This window comes from Bradyrhizobium sp. sBnM-33 (genome assembly GCF_032917945.1).
Lineage (GTDB): Bacteria > Pseudomonadota > Alphaproteobacteria > Rhizobiales > Xanthobacteraceae > Bradyrhizobium.
Window position 1 is genome coordinate 6872174 of sequence record NZ_CP136624.1, and the last position, 20031, is coordinate 6892204.

General features: G+C 62.4%; 14 protein-coding genes. 4 read left to right on the forward strand and 10 right to left on the reverse strand.

The genetic code is table 11. The features are described 5' to 3' along the window. Positions 1-121 precede the first annotated feature (121 nt). From RX328_RS32485 to RX328_RS32495, 3 genes are all read right to left on the reverse strand, one after another. Positions 122-3769, reverse strand: a complete 3648-nt coding sequence (locus RX328_RS32485) for an error-prone DNA polymerase (RefSeq protein WP_213253933.1) — start codon at positions 3767-3769, stop codon at positions 122-124. Continuing rightward, on the reverse strand, positions 3766-5259 hold the full coding sequence (locus tag RX328_RS32490) for a Y-family DNA polymerase (RefSeq protein ID WP_213253932.1): 1494 nt from the start codon (positions 5257-5259) through the stop codon (positions 3766-3768). The genes RX328_RS32485 and RX328_RS32490 overlap by 4 nt, the downstream gene beginning before the upstream one ends. A 286-nt stretch (positions 5260-5545) precedes the next feature. Continuing rightward, on the reverse strand, positions 5546-6376 hold the full coding sequence (locus RX328_RS32495; RefSeq protein WP_213253931.1) for an ImuA family protein: 831 nt from the start codon (positions 6374-6376) through the stop codon (positions 5546-5548). A gap of 350 nt (positions 6377-6726) precedes the next feature. Here RX328_RS32495 and RX328_RS32500 point away from each other — a divergent pair, with 350 nt between their 5' ends. Continuing rightward, positions 6727-8175, forward strand: a complete 1449-nt coding sequence (locus tag RX328_RS32500; RefSeq protein WP_213253930.1) for a UdgX family uracil-DNA binding protein — start codon at positions 6727-6729, stop codon at positions 8173-8175. Between the two features lie 288 nt (positions 8176-8463). On the opposite strand, the gene RX328_RS32505 is transcribed toward RX328_RS32500, so the two are convergent. Further along, positions 8464-8934, reverse strand: a complete 471-nt coding sequence (locus RX328_RS32505; RefSeq protein WP_213253929.1) for a VOC family protein — start codon at positions 8932-8934, stop codon at positions 8464-8466. Positions 8935-9381: 447 nt separating this feature from the next. Between RX328_RS32505 and ppk2 the strand changes: the two genes are divergently transcribed. Next, positions 9382-10308 carry a polyphosphate kinase 2 gene (gene ppk2 / locus RX328_RS32510; RefSeq protein WP_213253928.1) on the forward strand — a complete coding sequence of 309 codons (927 nt, stop codon included), beginning with the start codon at positions 9382-9384 and terminating at the stop codon, positions 10306-10308. Positions 10309-10436: 128 nt separating this feature from the next. On the opposite strand, the gene RX328_RS32515 is transcribed toward ppk2, so the two are convergent. Then, on the reverse strand, positions 10437-11609 hold the full coding sequence (locus RX328_RS32515; RefSeq protein ID WP_213253927.1) for a M20 aminoacylase family protein: 1173 nt from the start codon (positions 11607-11609) through the stop codon (positions 10437-10439). Between the two features lie 172 nt (positions 11610-11781). Between RX328_RS32515 and RX328_RS32520 the strand changes: the two genes are divergently transcribed. Next, positions 11782-13404: a GMC family oxidoreductase gene (locus RX328_RS32520; protein WP_213253926.1), complete on the forward strand. Its 1623-nt coding sequence runs from the start codon at positions 11782-11784 to the stop codon at positions 13402-13404. 56 nt (positions 13405-13460) lie between these two features. Here the strand turns inward: RX328_RS32520 and RX328_RS32525 are convergent, their stop codons facing one another. Continuing rightward, entirely contained in the window at positions 13461-13727 is a 267-nt protein-coding gene (locus RX328_RS32525) for a hypothetical protein (RefSeq protein WP_213253925.1), read from the reverse strand. 331 nt (positions 13728-14058) lie between these two features. Here RX328_RS32525 and RX328_RS32530 point away from each other — a divergent pair, with 331 nt between their 5' ends. Next, complete coding sequence (locus RX328_RS32530; RefSeq protein WP_213253924.1) at positions 14059-14373, forward strand: EthD family reductase; 315 nt, start codon at positions 14059-14061, stop codon at positions 14371-14373. 884 nt (positions 14374-15257) lie between these two features. On the opposite strand, the gene RX328_RS32535 is transcribed toward RX328_RS32530, so the two are convergent. From RX328_RS32535 to metK, 4 genes are all read right to left on the reverse strand, one after another. Continuing rightward, positions 15258-15410 carry a hypothetical protein gene (locus RX328_RS32535; protein WP_171713772.1) on the reverse strand — a complete coding sequence of 51 codons (153 nt, stop codon included), beginning with the start codon at positions 15408-15410 and terminating at the stop codon, positions 15258-15260. Between the two features lie 160 nt (positions 15411-15570). Beyond that, a complete protein-coding gene (locus RX328_RS32540; RefSeq protein WP_213253923.1) occupies positions 15571-17037 on the reverse strand; it encodes a flavin-containing monooxygenase in 1467 nt (488 codons plus the stop codon). Between the two features lie 222 nt (positions 17038-17259). Then, positions 17260-18693: an adenosylhomocysteinase gene (ahcY, locus tag RX328_RS32545; protein ID WP_213253922.1), complete on the reverse strand. Its 1434-nt coding sequence runs from the start codon at positions 18691-18693 to the stop codon at positions 17260-17262. A gap of 127 nt (positions 18694-18820) precedes the next feature. Continuing rightward, complete coding sequence (gene metK / locus RX328_RS32550; protein ID WP_213253921.1) at positions 18821-20014, reverse strand: methionine adenosyltransferase; 1194 nt, start codon at positions 20012-20014, stop codon at positions 18821-18823. Positions 20015-20031: the final 17 nt, after the last annotated feature.

Here is a 20031-nt window from a genome sequence, read left to right on the forward strand (position 1 = left end):
CTTAGCCGTTTTATTCAAATCGTCTTGATTGTCGGGACGGTGTGACGAAGTAGCCAGTGTCGAAAATCCGCAGCCGCCATAGATTCCTGGCTCGGGCTAAGACGCGCCCCGGTGACGCTGCTCAGTGGAAATCCCGGGACGGCGGCAAGATGCGGACGTCGCGCGGATGGCGGATTTTTTGCGCGGGATTATCCGGATGCTCGCGTCGGTCGTCGTTGAGCGGTTCGACCAGCGCGGGCCCTGCGGGCACCGGATGCTTGCGGCTCAACGCATCATTGGCGAGGCCGATCAAATCGTGGGAGCGGTCGAACATCCGCTGCGCCACCAGATGCGTCACCTGCTCCGGGCTGCTCTGGATGTAGCCTTCGACCAGGATCAGGCGCGCGCCCATCACCTCTTTCCGGTACTGCTCCATCACCTTGGGCCATACCACGATATTGGCGATGCCGGTCTCGTCCTCCAGCGTCATGAAGACGACGCCCTTGGCGCTGCCCGGCCGCTGCCGCACCAGCACCACGCCGGCGCAGCGGATACGGCGGCGGTCGTTTTTGTGGTTGATGTCCTTGCAGGCGACGACACGCTCTTTCGTGAACATCTCGCGTAAAAATTCCATCGGGTGGCCCTTCAGCGACAGCCGAACGGTCTGATAGTCGGCGACCACCTGCTCCTGCAGCGGCATCTGGGGCAACGGCTTGGCATTCTCGTCGGGCTGCTCGCGGGCGACCGCGGCCTGAAACAGCGGCAGCGGCACGTCATCGGGCAGTCGCCGCACCGCCCACAGCGCCGCGCGACGATCGAGGCCGAGGGAGCGGAAGGCATCGGCATCGGCGAGAAGGATCAGCGCGCGTTTCGGCAGGCCGGTGTCGCGGGCGAATTCCTCCAGCGAAGTGAAGGGCCCGCGTCGGCGGGCGGCGACGATGCGGTCGGCCCAGTCGGTAGTCACCTCTCCCGCTTGCGGGGGTCGAGACGAGCGGAGCTCGCTCTGAGGTCGGATCGCATCGCAAGATGCGATCCGGGTGGGGGAAACTCTCTCCACACGGGCAGTGTGACTCGTGGAGGCACCCCCACCCCGACCCTCCCCCGCAAGCGGGAGAGGGAGCACAGTTCCTTTGCGGCTGACTGAGCCTTTGTCATTCCGGGGCGATGCGGCAGCATCGAACCCCAATGCGCAATTGCGCATTGTGGAATCTCGAGGTTCCGGGTCTGGTGCTAACGCACCATCCCGGAACGACGACTGCATTCGTTTCAGCCGCTCCTCGTCTTCATCGAGCCAGTGGAAGCCGTCGATCTGACGGAAGCCCAAGCGCACTGCGCAGTACTTGCCCTGCCCCTGCTCCAGTGTGTTCTGCGCAAAACTGTAGGACACGTCGATCTCGCGCACCTCGACGCCGTTCTTGCGGGCGTCACCGACGATCTGTGCGGGCGCGTAAAAGCCCATCGGCTGCGAATTTAGCAGGCCGCAGCAGAACGCGTCGGGGTGATAATGCTTCAGCCATGACGAGACATAGACGAGCTGCGCAAAACTTGCGGCATGGCTTTCCGGAAAACCGTAAGAGCCAAAACCCTTGATCTGGTCAAAACAGCTCTTGGCGAATTCAGGGTCGTAGCCGCGCGCGATCATGTTGTTGATCAGCTTGGCCTCGAATTTGCCGATGGTGCCGACGTTACGAAACGTCGCCATCGCGCGGCGCAATCCGTTGGCTTCCTCGGGCGTGAATTTTGCGGCTTCGATCGCAATCCGCATCGCCTGTTCCTGGAACAGCGGCACGCCGAGCGTCTTGTGCAGCACGCGGTACAGTTCGTCCGAAGGACCATGCTCGGGCGCCGGCGAGGGATAGCTCACCTTTTCCTGGCCGTTCCGCCGCCGCAAATAAGGATGCACCATGTCGCCCTGGATCGGGCCGGGCCGCACGATCGCCACTTCAATGACGAGGTCGTAGAAGGTACGCGGCTTCAGCCGCGGCAGCATGTTCATCTGCGCGCGGCTCTCGACCTGGAACACGCCGAGGGATTCACCTCGCTGCAGCATTTGATAAACTTCGTCGTCGTCCTGCGACTTGATGTCGGCCAGCTCGTAACGCCGACCCTTGTGGTCGGCGACCAGATCGAAGCTCTTGCGGATGCAGGTCAGCATGCCCAGCGCCAGCACGTCGACCTTCATCATATGAAGCGCGTCGACGTCGTCCTTGTCCCATTCGATAAAGGTGCGCTCGTCCATCGCCGCGTTGCCGATCGGCACATAGGTGTCGAGCCTATCCTGCGTCAGCACATAGCCGCCGACATGCTGCGACAGATGGCGGGGGAATTCGATCAGCTCGGAGGCCAGTGCAACCGCGAGTTCGACCATCGCATTCGCAGGGTCCAGCCCGGCCTGCCGGACTTGCATCTCATTGAGGCCCTTGCCCCAGCTTCCCCACACGGTATCGGCAAGCGCTGCGGTGACGTCCTCAGTCAGCCCCAGCGCCTTGCCGACGTCGCGGATTGCGCTGCGCGGGCGATAATGGATGACGGTGGCAATGATCGCGGCGCGGTGGCGGCCATAGCGGCGGTAGACATATTGCATCACCTCCTCGCGCCGCGAATGCTCGAAATCGACGTCGATGTCGGGCGGCTCCAGCCGCTCCTTGGAGATGAAACGCTCGAACAATAGATCGACCTTGGTCGGATCGACCGAGGTGATGCCGAGCACGTAGCAGACGGCGGAGTTGGCGGCCGATCCCCGGCCCTGGCACAGGATATTCTGGCTGCGCGCGTAGCGGACGATATCGTGCACGGTGAGAAAATAATGCGCGTATTTCAGCTCGGCGATCAGGTCGAGCTCTTTCCGCAAGGTGGCGCGCAGCTTCTCGTCGATCACCCCACCGAAATATTTGTCGACACCGGCCCAGGTCAGGTCTTCCAGATGCTGTTGCGCGGTCTTGCCCGGCGGCACTGGCTCATCCGGGTACTGGTATTTGAGCTGGTCGAGCGAAAACGAAATGCGCTTCGCAAAGCGCATGGTTTCCGCAATCGCCTCGGGCAGATCGCGAAACAGCCGCGCCATTTCATGGATAGGCTTGAGATAGCGTTCGGCATTGGCTTCGAGCCGCCTGCCGATCGCGTCGATCGTGGTCTTTTCTCTGATACAGGTCAGCACGTCCTGCAGCGGTCGGCGGGCGGGATGGTGGTAGAGCACCTCGTTGGTCGCCAGCAGCGGAACTTTTGCGGCAAGCGCCAAACGATGCAGTCGCGCGAGGCGGCGTTTGTCGTCGCCGCGGTAGAGCAGGCTCGCGGCAAGCCACACGCCATCGGCATCAGAGTTCTTCAGGCGCTCCAGGGTTGCCTGCGCGCTCGCCACGTCAAAGCTATGCGGCAGCGCCAGCACCAGAAGCTGGCCCTCGGCGAAATCGAGGAGGTCATTGAATTTCAGGTGGCATTCGCCCTTTTCGATCCGCGTGATGTCGTCGCCGCGTTTGCCGCGGGTAAGTAACTGGCAGAGCCGGCCGTAAGCCGCGCGGTCGCGCGGATAGACCAGAATGTCAGGCGTGCCGTCGATGAAGACGAGCCGCGCGCCGATCAGAAGCTTTGGCTTATGCGTAACGGCAGGGTTGTCGAGCTCGCTCCAGGCGCGCACCACGCCGGCCAGCGTGTTGTGGTCGGCGATGCCGATCACGGGAATACCAAGCTCGCTCGCCTGATGGACATAGGCGCGCGGGTCCGAGCCGCCGCGCAGGAACGAGAAATTGGTGGTGATGCCGATTTCGGCATAGTCGGGCACAGGATTTTTCATGCGAACAATCCATGCACGAACCATCTGATAGGAGCGGGTTCGTCTCCCTCGTCCGCCGGTTCGCTCTCATAGAGCCCATCGCGAAAAATCCAGAAACGAAGTCCCGCTTCATCCTCGATGCGGAAATAATCCCGCGTCGGGCCATTGCCGCCCGGCTTCCACCATTCCATCGCGATGCGTTCGGGCCCCTCCACCCGCACCACCGCGTGCGTGACGCGCCGCCAGGTGAATTGATGCGGCGGGCCGTCGGGCACGGTTGCGAACGGCACTTTGATCGGCTCCGGTTTGTCGAACAGCCGCAACGGGCGCAGCGGCGGCTCGCCCTCGATGCGCTCCGGCCAGGCGGCCTGGGCGGCTGCCGCCAGATGATGCTGCGCTGGCACGGACAGCACCGCGCGTTCGGGAATATGCGTATCCTCCGGCAGATGCACGACCACGCGTTTTCCGCCGATACGCGCGGCGATGCGGTCGATCAGCGCGGACAGTTCGTCATTGTCATGGACGTTGGCATCGAGATCGCGCTGCTGCTGCACCACGATTTCGGTGCGGCAGGCGGAAAGGCGGATGAGATCGAAACCGAAACCGGGATCGAGGGGATCGTTGAGCGCATCGAGCCGTTCGCGAAACAGGCGGTCGATCACATCAGCCTTCGTCACCGGACGCCCGGTGTCTACGGGAATCGTCCGCACCGCGCCATCGGTGCGGAAGAAGCTCGCCTCCAGCCGCCGCGCGCCCTTGCCCTGCTTGTCCATCGCCGTAACAAGCATTTGAGCAAGCGCGGACAGGTTCATCGCGATCACGGTATCGGTGGCGACCGGTTCGGGAAACCGTTTCTCCACGATGTAATCCGGCAGCGGTTTTCGCGGGCTGATCGGCGCATCGGCCTGCCCGAGTGCCTGCTGTAACAGCGCCGTAAAAGACGCACCGAACCGCGCCGTGATTTCGTGCGGTGCGCGCGAGGCGACGTCGCCGATGGTCTTTAGCCCAGCGCGGCGCAGGCCGGCGGTGATGGCATCACCGGCGCCGAGCGCAGATACCGGCAACGGACTGACGGCTTCGGCCTCCTCGCCATCGGCAACGATCTTTCCGGAGGCGTGGCGCGTCAGCGTGCGGGCGCAGATCGCGGTGGAGGCGATTGCGGCGCTGATGGCAAAGCCGCGGCGGCTCAGCGCGCCGTTGACGATCTGCAGCAACGCACGCTCGCCGCCGAACAGATGGGCGCATCCGGTGATGTCGAGATAGAGCCCATACGGCGGATCGAGCGCTACCAGCGGGGTGAAGCGGTCGCACCAATCGGCGATGTCTTCGAGCGTCTTGCGGTCGGCGACTTCATCCGCGTCGAACACCGTCAGCTCGGGGCAGATCGCGCGGGCATTGGCGAGCGGCAGGCCGATCGAGAGGCCGGCCTGGACGGCGACCTCGTCGAGGGAATGGATCAGGATGGCATTGTGCTGCTTGGCGACGACGACGGAGGGGAAGATTTGCGTCATCTCGATAGTGGGACTCGCGGCGACACCCCCACCCCAACCCTCCCCCGCAAGCGGGAGAGGGAGCGCACCGGTCGTGTTGTTAGAGATATCAACCCGGGCACTGCTGTCGTTCCCTCCCCCCTTGCGGGGTCCGAGGCGAGCGAAGCTCGCTCTCGAGGTTAGGGAGAGGGGTGGCGGCAACGGCGGTGCTTGTGGCTTACCCCTCTCCCCAGCCCTCCCCCGCAAGGGGGGAGGGAGCGCACTGCCCGTGTCGCAGAAAGCATCGCTCGAAACCGCTTTGCAATTTTCAGCTTGCGCGGCGCTGGCCTGCGTAAGCTTGCGCTTGATGCGGTCGATGGGCAGGCGTGGCAGCCAGAGGCTGAGGATACGCCGACGGTTCACTGAATAGGCACTCATCACAATTCCATTCCATGATCCAGCGGCCGACCGGGCCATGACGGTTACGAACGAGCTGCGCGTCGAATACCGGCGCGCCCCACGCGCTCCAGGGCGCCGCAGGCATTAAAGGCGCCGCAGGCATTGAAGACGCGCCCGGCGGCGAATGCGCCGCGCGCACGATCCATCGGGTCTCCGCGGTCGAGGGGCGCGGCTCCGCCGCCACCCGCAGTAGCAATGCGGTGACGCCGGAGGCTGCTGCGGCCAGCGTGAGCTTGCGGCTGGCGACGAGATCGAGCTGACGCGCCTGCCCCCAGACTTCCAGCACGACGGCGCCGAGCGCGTCGCAGGCCAGCGCGTCGGCGGCGGTCCGCAGCGCGGCGTCGGCGTCGGTGGCACGCACGGTGACGAGCAGCCGCGGATCGAGACCCAATTCGCACAGCCCGCTCATCGACAGCGCGCCCGCTTCAATTTCCGAAAAATCCTGCCGTACCCAGACTAGCGGCCGGCGCGGCGATACCCTTCCCGCCAGCCCTGCGATGAAGCCGGTTGCTGATGCGCTCTGGTGTCCCTCGGCGAACACTTCATGCACCGTTGCGAGCGCAAGCCCACCCTGCAGCACGGCATCCGCCGCCTTATGCCCAAGCGCAATCTTGTTGAGGTCATGCGCATCGCAATGCGCCTCCAGGCGCTCGATGCTTCCGCGCAAACTCGCAAGCGTGCTTGTGCGTGCGGTGCTCATCCGCCGTTCCTTCAGAAAATTGGCCTTTACCGCTTCTTCCCGAGTGAACGCGGGGCTGGCTCATTTGTTCATGATATGTTCTAATATAAAGCTAACAGCGCCGGCAGAGTCAATCGAGATCGACGCTTTGCCAATTCATGAGCGGAATCAAAGGGATTCAAATGGCTGGATTTTGAAGACCGTCATGGCCGGGCTGCCGCCTTCGCTAAAGTTCGGCGGCCGAGTGAGCTTGTGGCCCGGCGAAGCCTTGGCGGAGACGGGTCCCGGCCATCCACGTCTTAGTCGCCGACGAAAGGAAAGACGTGGATGCCCGGGTCAAGCACGGGCATGACGAGAACGGAGAGTGTGACATGCGCATCATCACCCTCGATAGCCAAACCGATTTCGATGGCTGGCGTAAAGCGGCCCGCGCGCTGGCGCTGAATGGCGTGAAACCGTCCGACGTGAGCTGGCGCGTGGCTGATGATGCGCCCGAACTGTTCGAGCCGATCGCTCCGCCGCTTGAGCCGCCACAGGGCACCTTCAACGTGCCTGCAAAATTCGTCGAACTGGCGGAGGTTGCGATCCTGCACCGCAACCCCGAGCGCTTCGCCCTGCTCTATCGCCTGCTATGGCGGTTGCGAACGCATCACGATCTGCTTGAACTCGCGACCGATCCTGATGTGGCTGAGATCACCGCGATGGCAACGGCCGTGCGCCGCGACGAGCACAAGATGCATGTCCTCGTCCGCTTCCGCGAAATAGGCCGCGAGCAGAAATCGCACTTCGTCGCCTGGTTCGAGCCGGAGCACCACATCGTCGAACTGGCCGCCCCGTTCTTCGCGCGCCGTTTCGCCGACATGCCCTGGTCGATCCTGACGCCTGATCTCTGCGCGCATTGGGACGGCCTCGTTGTCTCGTTCACGCCGGGCGTCAGCAGAAGCGAAGCCCCTGGCGCGGACCGGCTGGAGGAAACCTGGTGGCGCTATTACGCCAGCATTTTCAATCCCGCCCGACTGAAAGTGCAGACCATGCAAAAGGAGACGTCCCGGAATCACTGGTGGAACCTGCCGGAGGCTTCATCGATTAAACCCCTGATCGAAAGCGCCGGACACAGCGCAAACGCGAAGATCGCGAATGCCGCGACCGAGCCGCAGAAGCGGCCGGAACTGCCGAAAGCCAGCTATAAGGCAAGCGAAATGCCCCGCAAACACGCCGATGATATCGAGACGCTGCGCGAAGAAGCCGCCGATTGCCGCGCCTGTCATCTTTACAAGAATGCCACCCAGACCGTGTTCGGCGAAGGCCGGCAAACCGCGCGGATCATGCTGGTCGGCGAACAGCCCGGCGACAAGGAAGATCTCGCCGGAAAGCCGTTCGTGGGGCCCGCGGGGCAAATGCTCGACCGCGCGCTGGAAGAAGCCGGCATCGATCGCCGCACGGTTTACGTCACCAATGCGGTGAAGCATTTCAAGTTCGTGCCGCGCGGAAAGATCCGCCTGCACCAGAAACCGAACACGCCGGAAATCAAGGCATGCCGGCAGTGGTACGAACGCGAGCTGGCCGCGATCAAACCCGATCTGGTGGTGGCAATGGGCGCAACCGCAGCGCAAAGCGTGTTCGGGAAAATTACGCCGATCAACAAGAACCGCGGCCGCGCGATTGATCTCGCCGACGGCACCAGGGCGCTGGTGACGGTACACCCGTCCTATCTGCTGCGGTTGCCGGACGCCGATGCCAAAGCGCGCGAATACCGGCGCTTCGTCCAGGACCTCAAAATCGCCGCCGACGTGCTGCGAAAATCGGCACATGCGGCCTGAATTTCGCCAGTCCGGCAGCCGCAATTTCTGGTGAAATATAACGGGAAAATTGACAATCCCGCTTGCAACCATTAATTGATAGAAGACACAATCGCATTCTCAAGGCAATGTGGGACGTCTGCTCACGCTATGATGCCCCACATGGTCGACGCGCTGCGCGGTTCCCTACCTCCAGCCCCGGCGCCGTGCAGCGCGCGACCCACTTGCTCCAGCGCCTTGCGTTGTACGCGCATGGGACCGCTCGGCGTTTATCGATGCGACCTTCCAGCGGCACATATCGAGACGCTTTTAGCCTCTCGCCACGGCCTCCAGTTCGGCAATATCGAACTTGACCATCTTCAGCATGGCTTCCGCAACGCGCTTGGCTTTTGCGGGGTCCGGATCATTCATCAATTCGCCGAGCCGTTTGGGTGCAATCTGCCAAGAGAGGCCCCAGCGGTCCTGCAGCCAACCGCAGTGCTCGATCTTGCCGCCCTCCCTCAAGGCGTCCCACAAATGGTCAATCTCAGCCTGCGTGTCGCATTCGACCATAATCGAAAAGCTGTGGTTGAACGGGTCGAGGGGACCCGCTTCGATCGCCATGTAGCGCTGGTCGCCCAGGGTAAAGGCCGCGATCTTGACGCTGCCGGGCGGGCCGCTCGGGCTCTCGGCAGGCAGCGACGAGACCCACTGGACTGACGAGCCGCGGATCAACGAGGTGTAAAAGCCGATCGCGGCCTCCATATCCTTTTCGAACCAGAGATGCTGTGTGACCTTCATCGACGCTGCCTTTCTCCATCAGACACCAGCCGGCGCGCGGCCGCTCCTGCGACAAGGACGGATGGAGGGGGCGGCGTTCCGACAGGGGCGATTAAAATATTGTGGAATTTCCTTGAACCACCTTTGGCCTGGACAGCGCGCGCATCCCTGGCCGTACGCGGCCGGGATAGCCCAACTGTCATTAACGGTTCGCAATCTCCTGATGGCATGGGTGCTGATGCTGCCGGCCGCGATCTGCCTGTCGTCGGCGAATTCTACGTACTGTTCTCGAGCCTGTTGTGACGCTATCGGCGATGCGGTCGGGACGCTGCCGTGGCAGGCCTCGACGGATAGCGGGAGACCGGAACCAAACTGCGGCCTTCTGCTTTCCGCAAAGTACCTGACGAATGATACGGCAGGACATCGACATTCACACAGCTCGCAACAGCTCTGCAGCCGGAACCCGCCATGACCAAAAGGCTCCCGAATGGCACCAAGCCGATCCACGACCCGATTCGGGCGGAAATGCTGGACAGTTTCGATGAGGAACTGGAACTTGAGATCGACGACGATCGCCTTGATGCGCTGACCAATGAATTTGCCGACCATACGGCAGAAGAGACGATCGATCGGCGCGTGTACTTCAAGGAATTATTCCGACTGCAGGGTGAACTGGTAAAATTGCAGAGCTGGGTGCAGCACCACCAGCTCAAGGTGGTGGTGCTTTTCGAGGGGCGCGATTCCGCCGGCAAGGGCGGCGTCATCAAGCGCATCACCCAGAGGCTCAATCCTCGAGTCTGCCGCGTCGCGGCGCTGCCGGCGCCAAACGAGCGTGAGCGCACCCAATGGTACTTCCAGCGTTACGTTTCGCATTTGCCGGCGGGCGGTGAGATCGTGCTGTTTGACCGTAGCTGGTACAACCGCGCCGGCGTCGAGCGCGTGATGGGCTTCTGCACCGAAGATGACGTCGAAGAATTCTTCCGGTCGGTGCCGGAATTCGAGCGCATGCTCGTGCGCTCCGGAATCACCCTCATCAAGTACTGGTTTTCTATCACCGATGAAGAGCAGTATTTGCGCTTCATGATGCGGATCCACGATCCGCTCAAGCAGTGGAAACTCAGCCCGATGGATGTGGAATCGCGCAGCCGCTGGGAGCAATACACCAAGGCCAAGGAGGCGATGCTGGAGCGTACCCACATTCCGGAAGCTCCCTGGTACCTCGTCGAGGCCGACGACAAGAAAAAGGCACGGCTGAACTGCATCGCGCATCTGCTCGAACAAATTCCCTACCAGGAAATCAAGCGCGAGCCGGTGGTACTGCCGCCGCGGGTTCGCAACCCGGAATATAGCCGCGGGCCGATTCCACCCGAAATGTACGTACCGTCGCGCTATTGAGCGCGGGACCGAAGACTGTGCTCAGTCGAGACGAGCGGCAAATAATGAAGGCCTGTATTGGAGATACAGGCCTTCCCTCATGTGACCTCGCACTTCATGTGCGATCGAAGTTGAAGTGACGTACGCCCTTACGATGCCGCCAGCTTGTTCTCGACCAGCTTGATCCAGTACGAGGTGCCATACACGATCGCCTCGTCGTTGAAATCATAGGCGGGGTGGTGGAGCCCGGCGCTGTCGCCGTTGCCGCAGAAGATGAACGCGCCCGGCCGCGCCTCCAGCATGTAGGAAAAATCTTCCGCGCCCATCAGCGGCGGCATATCGTGAACGTTCTGGGCGCCGGCCACTTCCTTGGCCACCTGCATGGCGAATTCGGTTTGCTCGGCATGGTTTTGAGTCACGGGATAGCCGCGCTCGTAAGTGAGATCGATCTTCGCGCCGGTCATCCTGGCTACGCCCTCACACACCTCGCGGACCCGCTTCTCGACCGTTTCGCGCACTTCCGGCGTTAGTGTCCGCACGGTGCCCCTGAGTTCGGCGATCTGCGGGATCACGTTGCGCGCATTGCCGGCATGGAACTCGCAGATCGAGATCACCGCGGATTCCAGGGGATCGATGGTCCGCGACACGATCGACTGTAGCGCGGTAATAAGCTGAGAGCCGACGAGCACAGAATCAATGCACTTGTTCGGGCGCGCGGCGTGGCCGCCGAGTCCCTCGATCCTGATATCGATCGAGTCGGTCGCGGCCATCATCGGACCAGGCCGGATGGCGAACGAGCCGACCGGGATGCCCGGGCCGTTGTGCATGCCGTAGACCTGCTCGATGCCGAACCGGTCCATCAGCCCGTCCTGGATCATGGCGGCAGCGCCTGCCCCGCCCTCTTCGGCCGGCTGAAAAATCACGACCGCCTCACCGGCAAAATTCCTGGTCTCGGCAAGATATCGCGCTGCCCCCAGAAGCATCGCAGTGTGACCGTCATGGCCGCAGGCGTGCATCAGGCCCGGCTTCTTGGAAGCATGAGGGAGGTTGGTTGCCTCTTCGATCGGCAATGCGTCCATGTCGGCGCGGAGCCCGATCACCCTGATCTCGCCCCTGCCGGGCTGCTTGCCCCTGATGACGCCGACGACGCCGGTGCGGCCAAGGCCGGTCGCCACCTCGTCACAGCCGAATTCGCGCAGGCGGTCTGCCACGAATGCTGCAGTGCGGTGGACGTCGTACAGCAGCTCGGGATTTTCATGGATATCGCGGCGCCAGGCCTGAATATCGGGTTGCAGATCGGCGACGCGGTTGACGATGGGCATGGGATTTCTCGAACCTCAGATTGGAACGTTAGACCTCTGTAGCATGCAAGCGGTGGTTCACCCAACAGCCTGGGGACGCCGCCCATTCCCCGGGCGTCATGGCCGGGACTTGTACCAGCCGTCCACCTCTGACTATTAGGCATGGAGGGCGCGTGATGGGCGGAAACTGAGCATGCCGAAAAGGCTTGAAGGCGATTTCGATTATATCGTGGTGGGCGCCGGGACCGCCGGCTGCATCATGGCCAACCGGCTGTCGGCCGATCCCAAACAACGCGTGCTGATCCTGGAGGCCGGCGGCAACGACAACTGGATCTGGTTTCACATCCCCGTCGGCTATCTCTTTGCGATCGGCAATCCCCGCTCCGACTGGATGTTCAAAACCGAGCCGGAGCCCGGCCTGAACGGCCGCTCCCTCGCCTATCCCCGCGGCAAGGTGATCGGCGGCTGCTCCGCCATCAATGCGATGATCTCGATGCGGGGCCAATCAGCCGATTACGATCACTGGCGCCAGCTCGGCCTCACCGGCTGGGCCTACGACGACGTAAAGCCGCTGTTCAAGCGGCTGGAGGATCATTTCCTCGGTGAAAGCGAACATCACGGCATTGGCGGCGGCTGGCGCATCGAGGCGCCGCGGCTGTCATGGGAGGTTCTCGATGCGGTCGGCGACGCTGCCGAGGAAATGGGCATCAAGCGCATTCCGGATTTCAACACCGGCGACAATGAGGGCGTGAGCTATTTCCACGTCAACCAGAAGCGCGGCCGGCGCTGGTCGTCCGCGCGCGGTTTTCTCAAGCCGGTGCTCAACCGCGCCAATCTGCGGCTGGAGAAGCACGTGCTGGTCGACCGGCTCATCATCGAGAACGGCCGCGCCGTCGGTGTGCGCTTTATCCAGGGCAATGAGGTGATCGAGGCCCGCACCAAAGGCGAGGTCGTGTTGTGCGCGGGATCGATCGGCTCGACCCAGGTGCTGCACCGCTCTGGCATCGGACCCGCCGACTGGCTGTCGCCGCTCGGCATCGATGTTGTGCTCGACAGACCGGGTGTCGGCCGCAATCTGCAGGACCATCTGCAGCAGCGCGCGATCTACAAGGTCGAGGGCGTCCGCACGCTGAACGAGACCTACTGGTCGTTGGTCCGGCGCGGGATGATGGGGCTCGACTATGCCTTCCGCCGCCGCGGGCCGCTGACGATGGCGCCCTCGCAACTCGGCATCTTCACGCGCTCAGATCCGCGCCGCGCCCGCGCCAACATCCAGTTTCACGTGCAGCCGCTGTCGCTCGACAAGTTCGGCGATCCCCTGCACCGCTTCCCCGCCATCACCGTGAGCGCCTGCAATCTGCAGCCGACCTCGCGCGGCACCGTGCGCATCCGCTCGGCAAAGCCCGACGAGGCGCCGTCGATCGCGCCGAACTATCTCTCGACCGACGACGACCGCCAGGTCGCGGCCGATGCGATCAGGACCACGAGGCGGCTGATGAAGCAGAAGCGGCTCGAGCGATATCGCCCGGTCGAATACCTGCCCGGCCCCAGCGTTGGCGATGACGATGAATCATTGGCAAAGGCCGCCGGCGACATCGGCACCACGATCTTCCATCCCGTCGGCACCGCGAAGATGGGCACCGCGAGCGACCCGATGGCGGTGGTCGACGAGCGGCTGCGCTTCTTTGGGCTTGCGGGCTTGCGCGTCGCCGACGCATCGGTGATGCCGACGATCACGTCGGGCAACACCAACACGCCGACGGCGATGATCGCGGAAAAAGGTGCGACCATGATCCTGGAGGATGGGCGCAATTAGCTGCGTAACGAAGCAGCGCAGATGGCCTAACGGATCGTCCAGGCTACACGCTCACGCTACTGCGCCCTGCGATGATTCCTCGGCGTGACCGGCCTCTGCCGCAGTCGCGGCGCGGGCGCAGCCTCGTTGTAATAAGCATTGGAATTGTAATAGGCGTTCGATTGATCGAACGACCGGTATGCCGGCCGGCCGTTGAGCACGTCGGCATTGGGATGGTAGAACGAAAAGGCGCCCGGCTCCTGGATCGCGGCCTGCGCGAACACGGGCGTTGCGATCGCGGTCATCAGAAACGCGGCGGCGAGTGTTGGGATAGACTTGGTCATTGGTGATATCCTCTTTGTCGTGAAATCACTCCACCCAATTGGGGATCGCACCGCAAAAGCGGATAGCCGTGCGACGGCTCTCACCGCGATTTGAAAAGCCGTGCTTGAAAGCGCGCGATGGCGTGAACGCGCGGAATCATCATCGAGGAAGTTGATACCGACAAATTGGGGTTGGCCGGCCTGCCCCTACTCGAATATCAGCGGAGGAGCGCAGCGGCGCGAGGATGATGCGAACGCCCACCGTCTTCCAGTTGCAAGATCCGCAAAACTGACACAGATTCCGCCTATTGCCGGAGAATAACGGCGAACGCGAGAATCGGAGGGCACGTCCATGATCAAGGTAAGCGTAATGTATCCGAATACGCCCGGCGGGCGCTTCGATCACGATTACTACCGCGACAAGCATATGCCGCTCGTGAAAGCGCGCATGGGCGATGCCTGCAGGTCCTACACGGTCGACAAGGGCCTGGCCGGCGGCGCGCCGGGCGCGCCAGCGACCTATATCGGCATGTGCCACATCTTCTGCGACTCGATCGAGGCCTTCCAAGCCGGTTTCGGACCACATGCCAAGGAGATCATGGCAGACATCCCGAACTATACCGACCAGTCTCCGGTCATCCAGATCAGCGAAGTCGTCGTAGGTTGATGGCGTAGGCTTTTCGCTCGCGATGTAGGGCGGGTTAGCGACAGCGTAACCCGCCATCAGCATCTGCAGCCCGGATGAGCGAAGCGACATCCAGGATTCTATCTTGCGATTGCCACCGCGTATCGCGGAGCCTGTCATCGGGCGGCGCAATAGCGCGCGGTGGCTTTGCCACCCTGCGGTTCTGCCGACTGATTTGCCGCGCGCACAAACGAAAATTTCAATGGCGGCTGCGACCAATTGGCACGACGGGCAAATCACCAAAAGTCTGTCCAGCCTTTCGCGCAAAAATATTCCGCTGAACTTGTGACGCAAATCATCTGCATAACTCCGCCCGTCTCACCCGATTGAGGGGCGCTCGCGATCGTCACGAACGTGCGGTGAGATGCGATGGACGCGGAAGGCGCACAAGACGGTGGCGCCTTAAGCGTACGGTAAAGTCGTGTGGTTCTGGCGCCGCGGTGCTGGCGTTAAGTTTCACAGGTATCTCGTGGAGCGACGGTGGCAAGAAAGCCGTTCACCGGGAAGAGGACGAAATAAGCCCTAAAGCCATTGCGCAGGGAAGGCCAGGATGCTCCCGCTGTACCTGTATGCTCGTGTGCGCGTTCTTAGTGCGCAAATTGCACACGAGACCGCGGGTGCGGCGCGCACCCCCTTCCCTGCGCCCTCTGTGTTTCGGAAGGGCAAAAGAAAGTGCAAAGCTCGGGCGCCATGCGTCGCGAGAAGGCGAAAGTATGTCCAGCCGTCATTGCGAGGAGCGAAGCGACGAAGCAATCCATCTATCCCCACGCGGCACTATGGATTGCTTCGCTGCGCTCGCAATGACGTGGAAAAGCCGCAGCGTACTGGATACCCCGCATGCGCGGGGTATGACAGCGTTGGCGCCGTCAGCTCCGCAGCGCCTGCAAGCCCTTGAACGTGAGCCGCTTCGGGTCGCGCACGCCGGCCAGATAGAATTTGCGGATGAAGGCGATCGCCGCCTCACGGTCGCAATCGGTCAGCGCCACAAGGGCATCGACGGCAATTCGCTGGGCGTCCATGGGCTTCCTCGTGCTGTCAGGTGCCGCAAGGCACGCAGCGTAGCGGCACGCCGGTTAATCCGGCGTTAACCGTGAGGGCAACTTGGATGATTCGCCTTCACACACGTATACGCGAAATTACGGATGGGGCGTCCGGACGCAGCCGCCGCTGGATGCGGCTTCACGAATACTGCATCACGCCATCGTCGATCTTGCCGTAGCGCAGCGTGACGATATCCAGCGCATAGTTCTGGTACAGCCGCCACGGGCGCTTCGAGCCCTGTTTCGGCAGTTTGGCAATCGAGCGCTGCACATAACCGGACGAAAAATCGAGCGACGGCAACTCGGTGATTGACGGATCGACGTTATGCGGCATGCACTGCTTGTAGCCGTTGCGGTCCATATAGTTGATGAGCCGGCAGACATATTCGCAGGTCAGATCGCATTTCAGCGTCCACGACGCGTTGGTGTAGCCGAACGCGGCCGCCAGGTTTGGAATATCCGAATACATCATGCCCTTGTAGTTCAGCGTGCGCGCGAAATCGACCGTGCGGCCGTCGACGCTGACTTCGAGGCCGCCGAGCACCTGCAGAACCAGCCCGGTCGCGGTGACGATGATGTCGGCTTCGAACTCGCTGCCGTCCTTCAGCCTGATGCCGCCCTTGGTAAAAGTGTCGATCTCGTTGGTGACGACGGAAGCGCGCTTGTCGCGGATCGACTTGAACAGATCGCCGTCGGGCACCAGGCAGAGCCGCTGCTCCCACGGATTGTAGCGCGGCGTAAAGTGCTTACCGACGTCGTATTCCGGTCCCAGCGCCATCTTGACGCCACCGAGGATCAACTGCTTGGCGCGGTCCGGCTTGCGCCGACAGAGCTGGAAGAAATACATGCCGAACAGCACGTTGCGCCAGCGGATCAGGTGATAGGCGAGCTTGGCGGAGAGATTTTTGCGCAGCTTGTTGGCAAGCGCGTCTTCAGCCGGCCGCGCCACCACGTAAGTCGGCGAACGCTGCAGCATGGTGACATGCGCAGCGGTCTTCGCCAGTTCCGGCACCAGCGTCACGGCGGTCGCGCCCGAGCCGATCACCACCACGCGTTTTCCCGCGTAGTCGAGGTCTTCGGGCCATTTCTGCGGATGCACGATCTGGCCGGCGAAATCCGCGGTGCCCGAAAACTCGGGCGTATAGCCTTCCTCGTACTTGTAATAGCCCGAGCACATGAACAGGAAATTGCAGGTGAAGCGCACGGTCTCCGCCGCGCCCTCGCCAATGCTGCGTTCGGCCTCGACCGTCCAGCGCGAATCCGACGACGACCACGAAGCGCGTTTGACGCGGTGGTGGAAGCGGATGTGCTTGTCAATGCCATTGTCGGTAGCGGTCTCGCGCACATAGTTGAGGATGCGCGGCCCGTCGGCGATCGCCTTCGGCTCGGTCCACGGCCGAAACGAATAGCCGAGCGTGTACATGTCGGAGTCGGAGCGGATGCCGGGATATCGGAAGAGATCCCAGGTGCCGCCGATACAATCGCGGCCCTCGAGGATCACATAGCTCTTGCCCGGGCACTTCTCCTGCAGGTGATAGCCCGCGCCGATGCCGGAAAGGCCGGCGCCGACAATGAGGACGTCGAAGTGCTCTGCCGCATCGGTCATGACGATCTCCCTGCCATCAGATGTAAGGGGCAGCAGGGAGAAATTGCAACTCGCATTGTCAGGTTGCCGCGACGATACAGGCTGTATCGGAATTTACGATTGAATCTCAACGATTGCGAATTGTGCGGCCGGCCAGCAAAAAGCCCCGGATCGCTCCGGGGCTTGTTGAGGCTCTGGCGTTTGCGTCAGGGCGACACCTGCGGCGGCGCGTCCTGCCTGAAATCAGTAGCGGTAATGGTCCGACTTGTACGGGCCTTCCGGCTTGACGCCGATATAGTCGGCCTGGTCCTTGCGCAACTCGGTCAGCTTGACGCCGATCTTGGCGAGATGCAGGCGGGCCACCTTCTCGTCCAGCGTCTTCGGCAGCACGTAAACCTTCTTCTGGTACTTGCCGTCCTTGTTGTTGGCGAACAGTTCGATCTGCGCCAGCGTCTGGTTGGTGAAGGACGCCGACATCACGAAAGACGGGTGGCCCATGGCGTTGCCGAGGTTTACGAGGCGGCCTTCCGACAACAGGATAATGCGGTGCTTGTCGGGGAATTCGATCTCATCGACCTGCGGCTTGATGTTGGTCCACTTCAGGTTACGCAATCCAGCGATCTGGATCTCATTATCGAAGTGACCGATGTTGCAGACGATGGCGCGATCCTTCATCGCGCGCATATGGTCGATGGTGATGATGTCCTTGTTGCCGGTCGCGGTGACGAAGATGTCGGCGCGGGGTGCGGCGTCTTCCATCGTCGTGACTTCATAGCCTTCCATCGCTGCCTGCAGCGCGCAGATCGGATCGACTTCGGAGACCATGACGCGGCAGCCGGCCTGGCGCAGCGACGCGGCCGAACCCTTGCCGACGTCGCCGAAACCCGCGACCATCGCGGTCTTGCCGGACATCATGACGTCGGTGCCGCGGCGGATGCCGTCGACCAGCGATTCACGACAGCCATAGAGGTTGTCGAATTTCGATTTCGTCACGCTGTCGTTGACGTTGATGGCGGGGAACAACAGCGTGCCCTTGTTCGCCATGTCGTAGAGGCGGTGCACGCCCGTGGTGGTCTCCTCCGAGACGCCCTTGATGTTCTTGGCGATCTCGGCGAAGTAGCCCTTCGGCTTCTCCTTCAGCAGGCGCTTGACCAGCGCATAGAAGATTTCCTCTTCCTCCGAAGTCGGCTTGTCGAGGAAAGCGGTATCGCCCTGCTCGGCGCGGTAGCCGGCATGCACCAGCATGGTGGCGTCGCCGCCGTCGTCGAGGATCATGTTGGGCGTGCCGCCGCCGTGCCAGTCGAACAGCTTTGCGGTGTAGTCCCAATATTCGGCGAGCGTCTCGCCCTTCACCGCAAACACCGGAATGCCGGCGGCGGCGATCGCGGCGGCTGCGTGGTCCTGCGTCGAATAGATGTTGCAGGACACCCAGCGGATGTCGGCGCCGAGTGCGGCCAGCGTTTCGATCAAGACCGCGGTCTGGATCGTCATGTGCAGGGAGCCGGCGATGCGGGCGCCCTTCAACGGCTGCTTCGGACCGTATTCCTCGCGCGTCGCCATCAGGCCCGGCATTTCGGTCTCGGCCAGCGAGATCTCCTTGCGGCCGAATTCGGCGAGCGAAATGTCCTTGACGATGTAGTCGGTGAAGGCGGGCTTCTTGGCGGCGGCGGTGGTCATGGGGAGTTTCCCTTTGTTGAACTCGTCATTCCGGGGCGCGCGTGAGCCACGAACCCGGAATCTCGAAATCATGAAAAAGATTCCGGGTTCACCGCTATCGCGGTGCCCCGGAATGACGTCGTTAAAACTAAACTGCGCGCTTGAGCGGTTCGACCAGATCGGTCTTCTCCCAGGAGAAGCCGCCTTCATTGTCGGGCGTGCGGCCGAAATGGCCGTAGGCCGCGGTACGGGCGTAGATCGGGCGATTGAGATCGAGATGGGTGCGGATGCCGCGCGGCGTCAAATCCATCGCCTTCGCGGCCGCCTTCTCGAGCTGGTCCTCCGGCACTTTTCCGGTGCCATGGGTATCGATATAGATCGACAGCGGACGCGCCACACCGATCGCGTAAGCGAGCTGCAGCGTGCAGCGATCAGCGAGACCGGCGGCGACGATATTCTTGGCGACATAGCGCGCGGCATAGGCCGCCGAACGGTCGACCTTGGTCGGATCCTTGCCGGAGAAGGCGCCGCCGCCATGCGGGGCTGCGCCGCCATAGGTATCGACGATGATCTTTCGGCCGGTGAGACCGGAATCGCCATCGGGGCCGCCGATGTAGAATTTTCCGGTCGGGTTGATGTGCCAGATGGTATTGCCGTTGATCCATTCCTTCGGCAGCGCTTCGCGGACATAGGGCTCGACGATGTCACGAATCTGACTGGAGGTGAGGTCCTCGACCAGGTGCTGGTGCGAGACCACGATCTCGCGCACTCCGACCGGCTTACCGTTCTCGTACTGCACGGTGACCTGGCTCTTGGAGTCCGGACCGAGCACCTTCTCGCGGCCGGAGTGGCGTGCTTCGGAAATCAGCCGCAGGATCTTGTGGGCGTAGAAGATCGGCGCCGGCATCAGGTCGGGCGTCTCGTTGGTGGCGTAACCGAACATGATGCCCTGGTCGCCCGCGCCCTCTTCCTGGTTGCTGGGCTGCTTGGCATCGACGCCCTGGGCGATGTCGGCCGACTGCGGATGCAGCAGAATCTCGATGTCGGCTTTTTCCCAGTGGAAGCCTTCCTGCTCGTAGCCGATATCCTTGATCGCCTCGCGAACAACGCTCTCGATCTGGTCATTGGTCACCGAGCTCGGACCGCGCGTTTCGCCGGCGATGACGACCTTGTTGGTGGTGGCAAGCGTTTCGCAGGCCGCGCGGATCTGCCATGGGTCGATGCCCGCCTTCGGACCTTCCCGGTAGAACAGGTCGACGATCTCGTCCGAGATTCGATCGCAAACCTTGTCCGGATGACCCTCGGAAACCGACTCGCTGGTGAAGAGATAGGACGCGCGCATCAAACAACCCCTTGTTC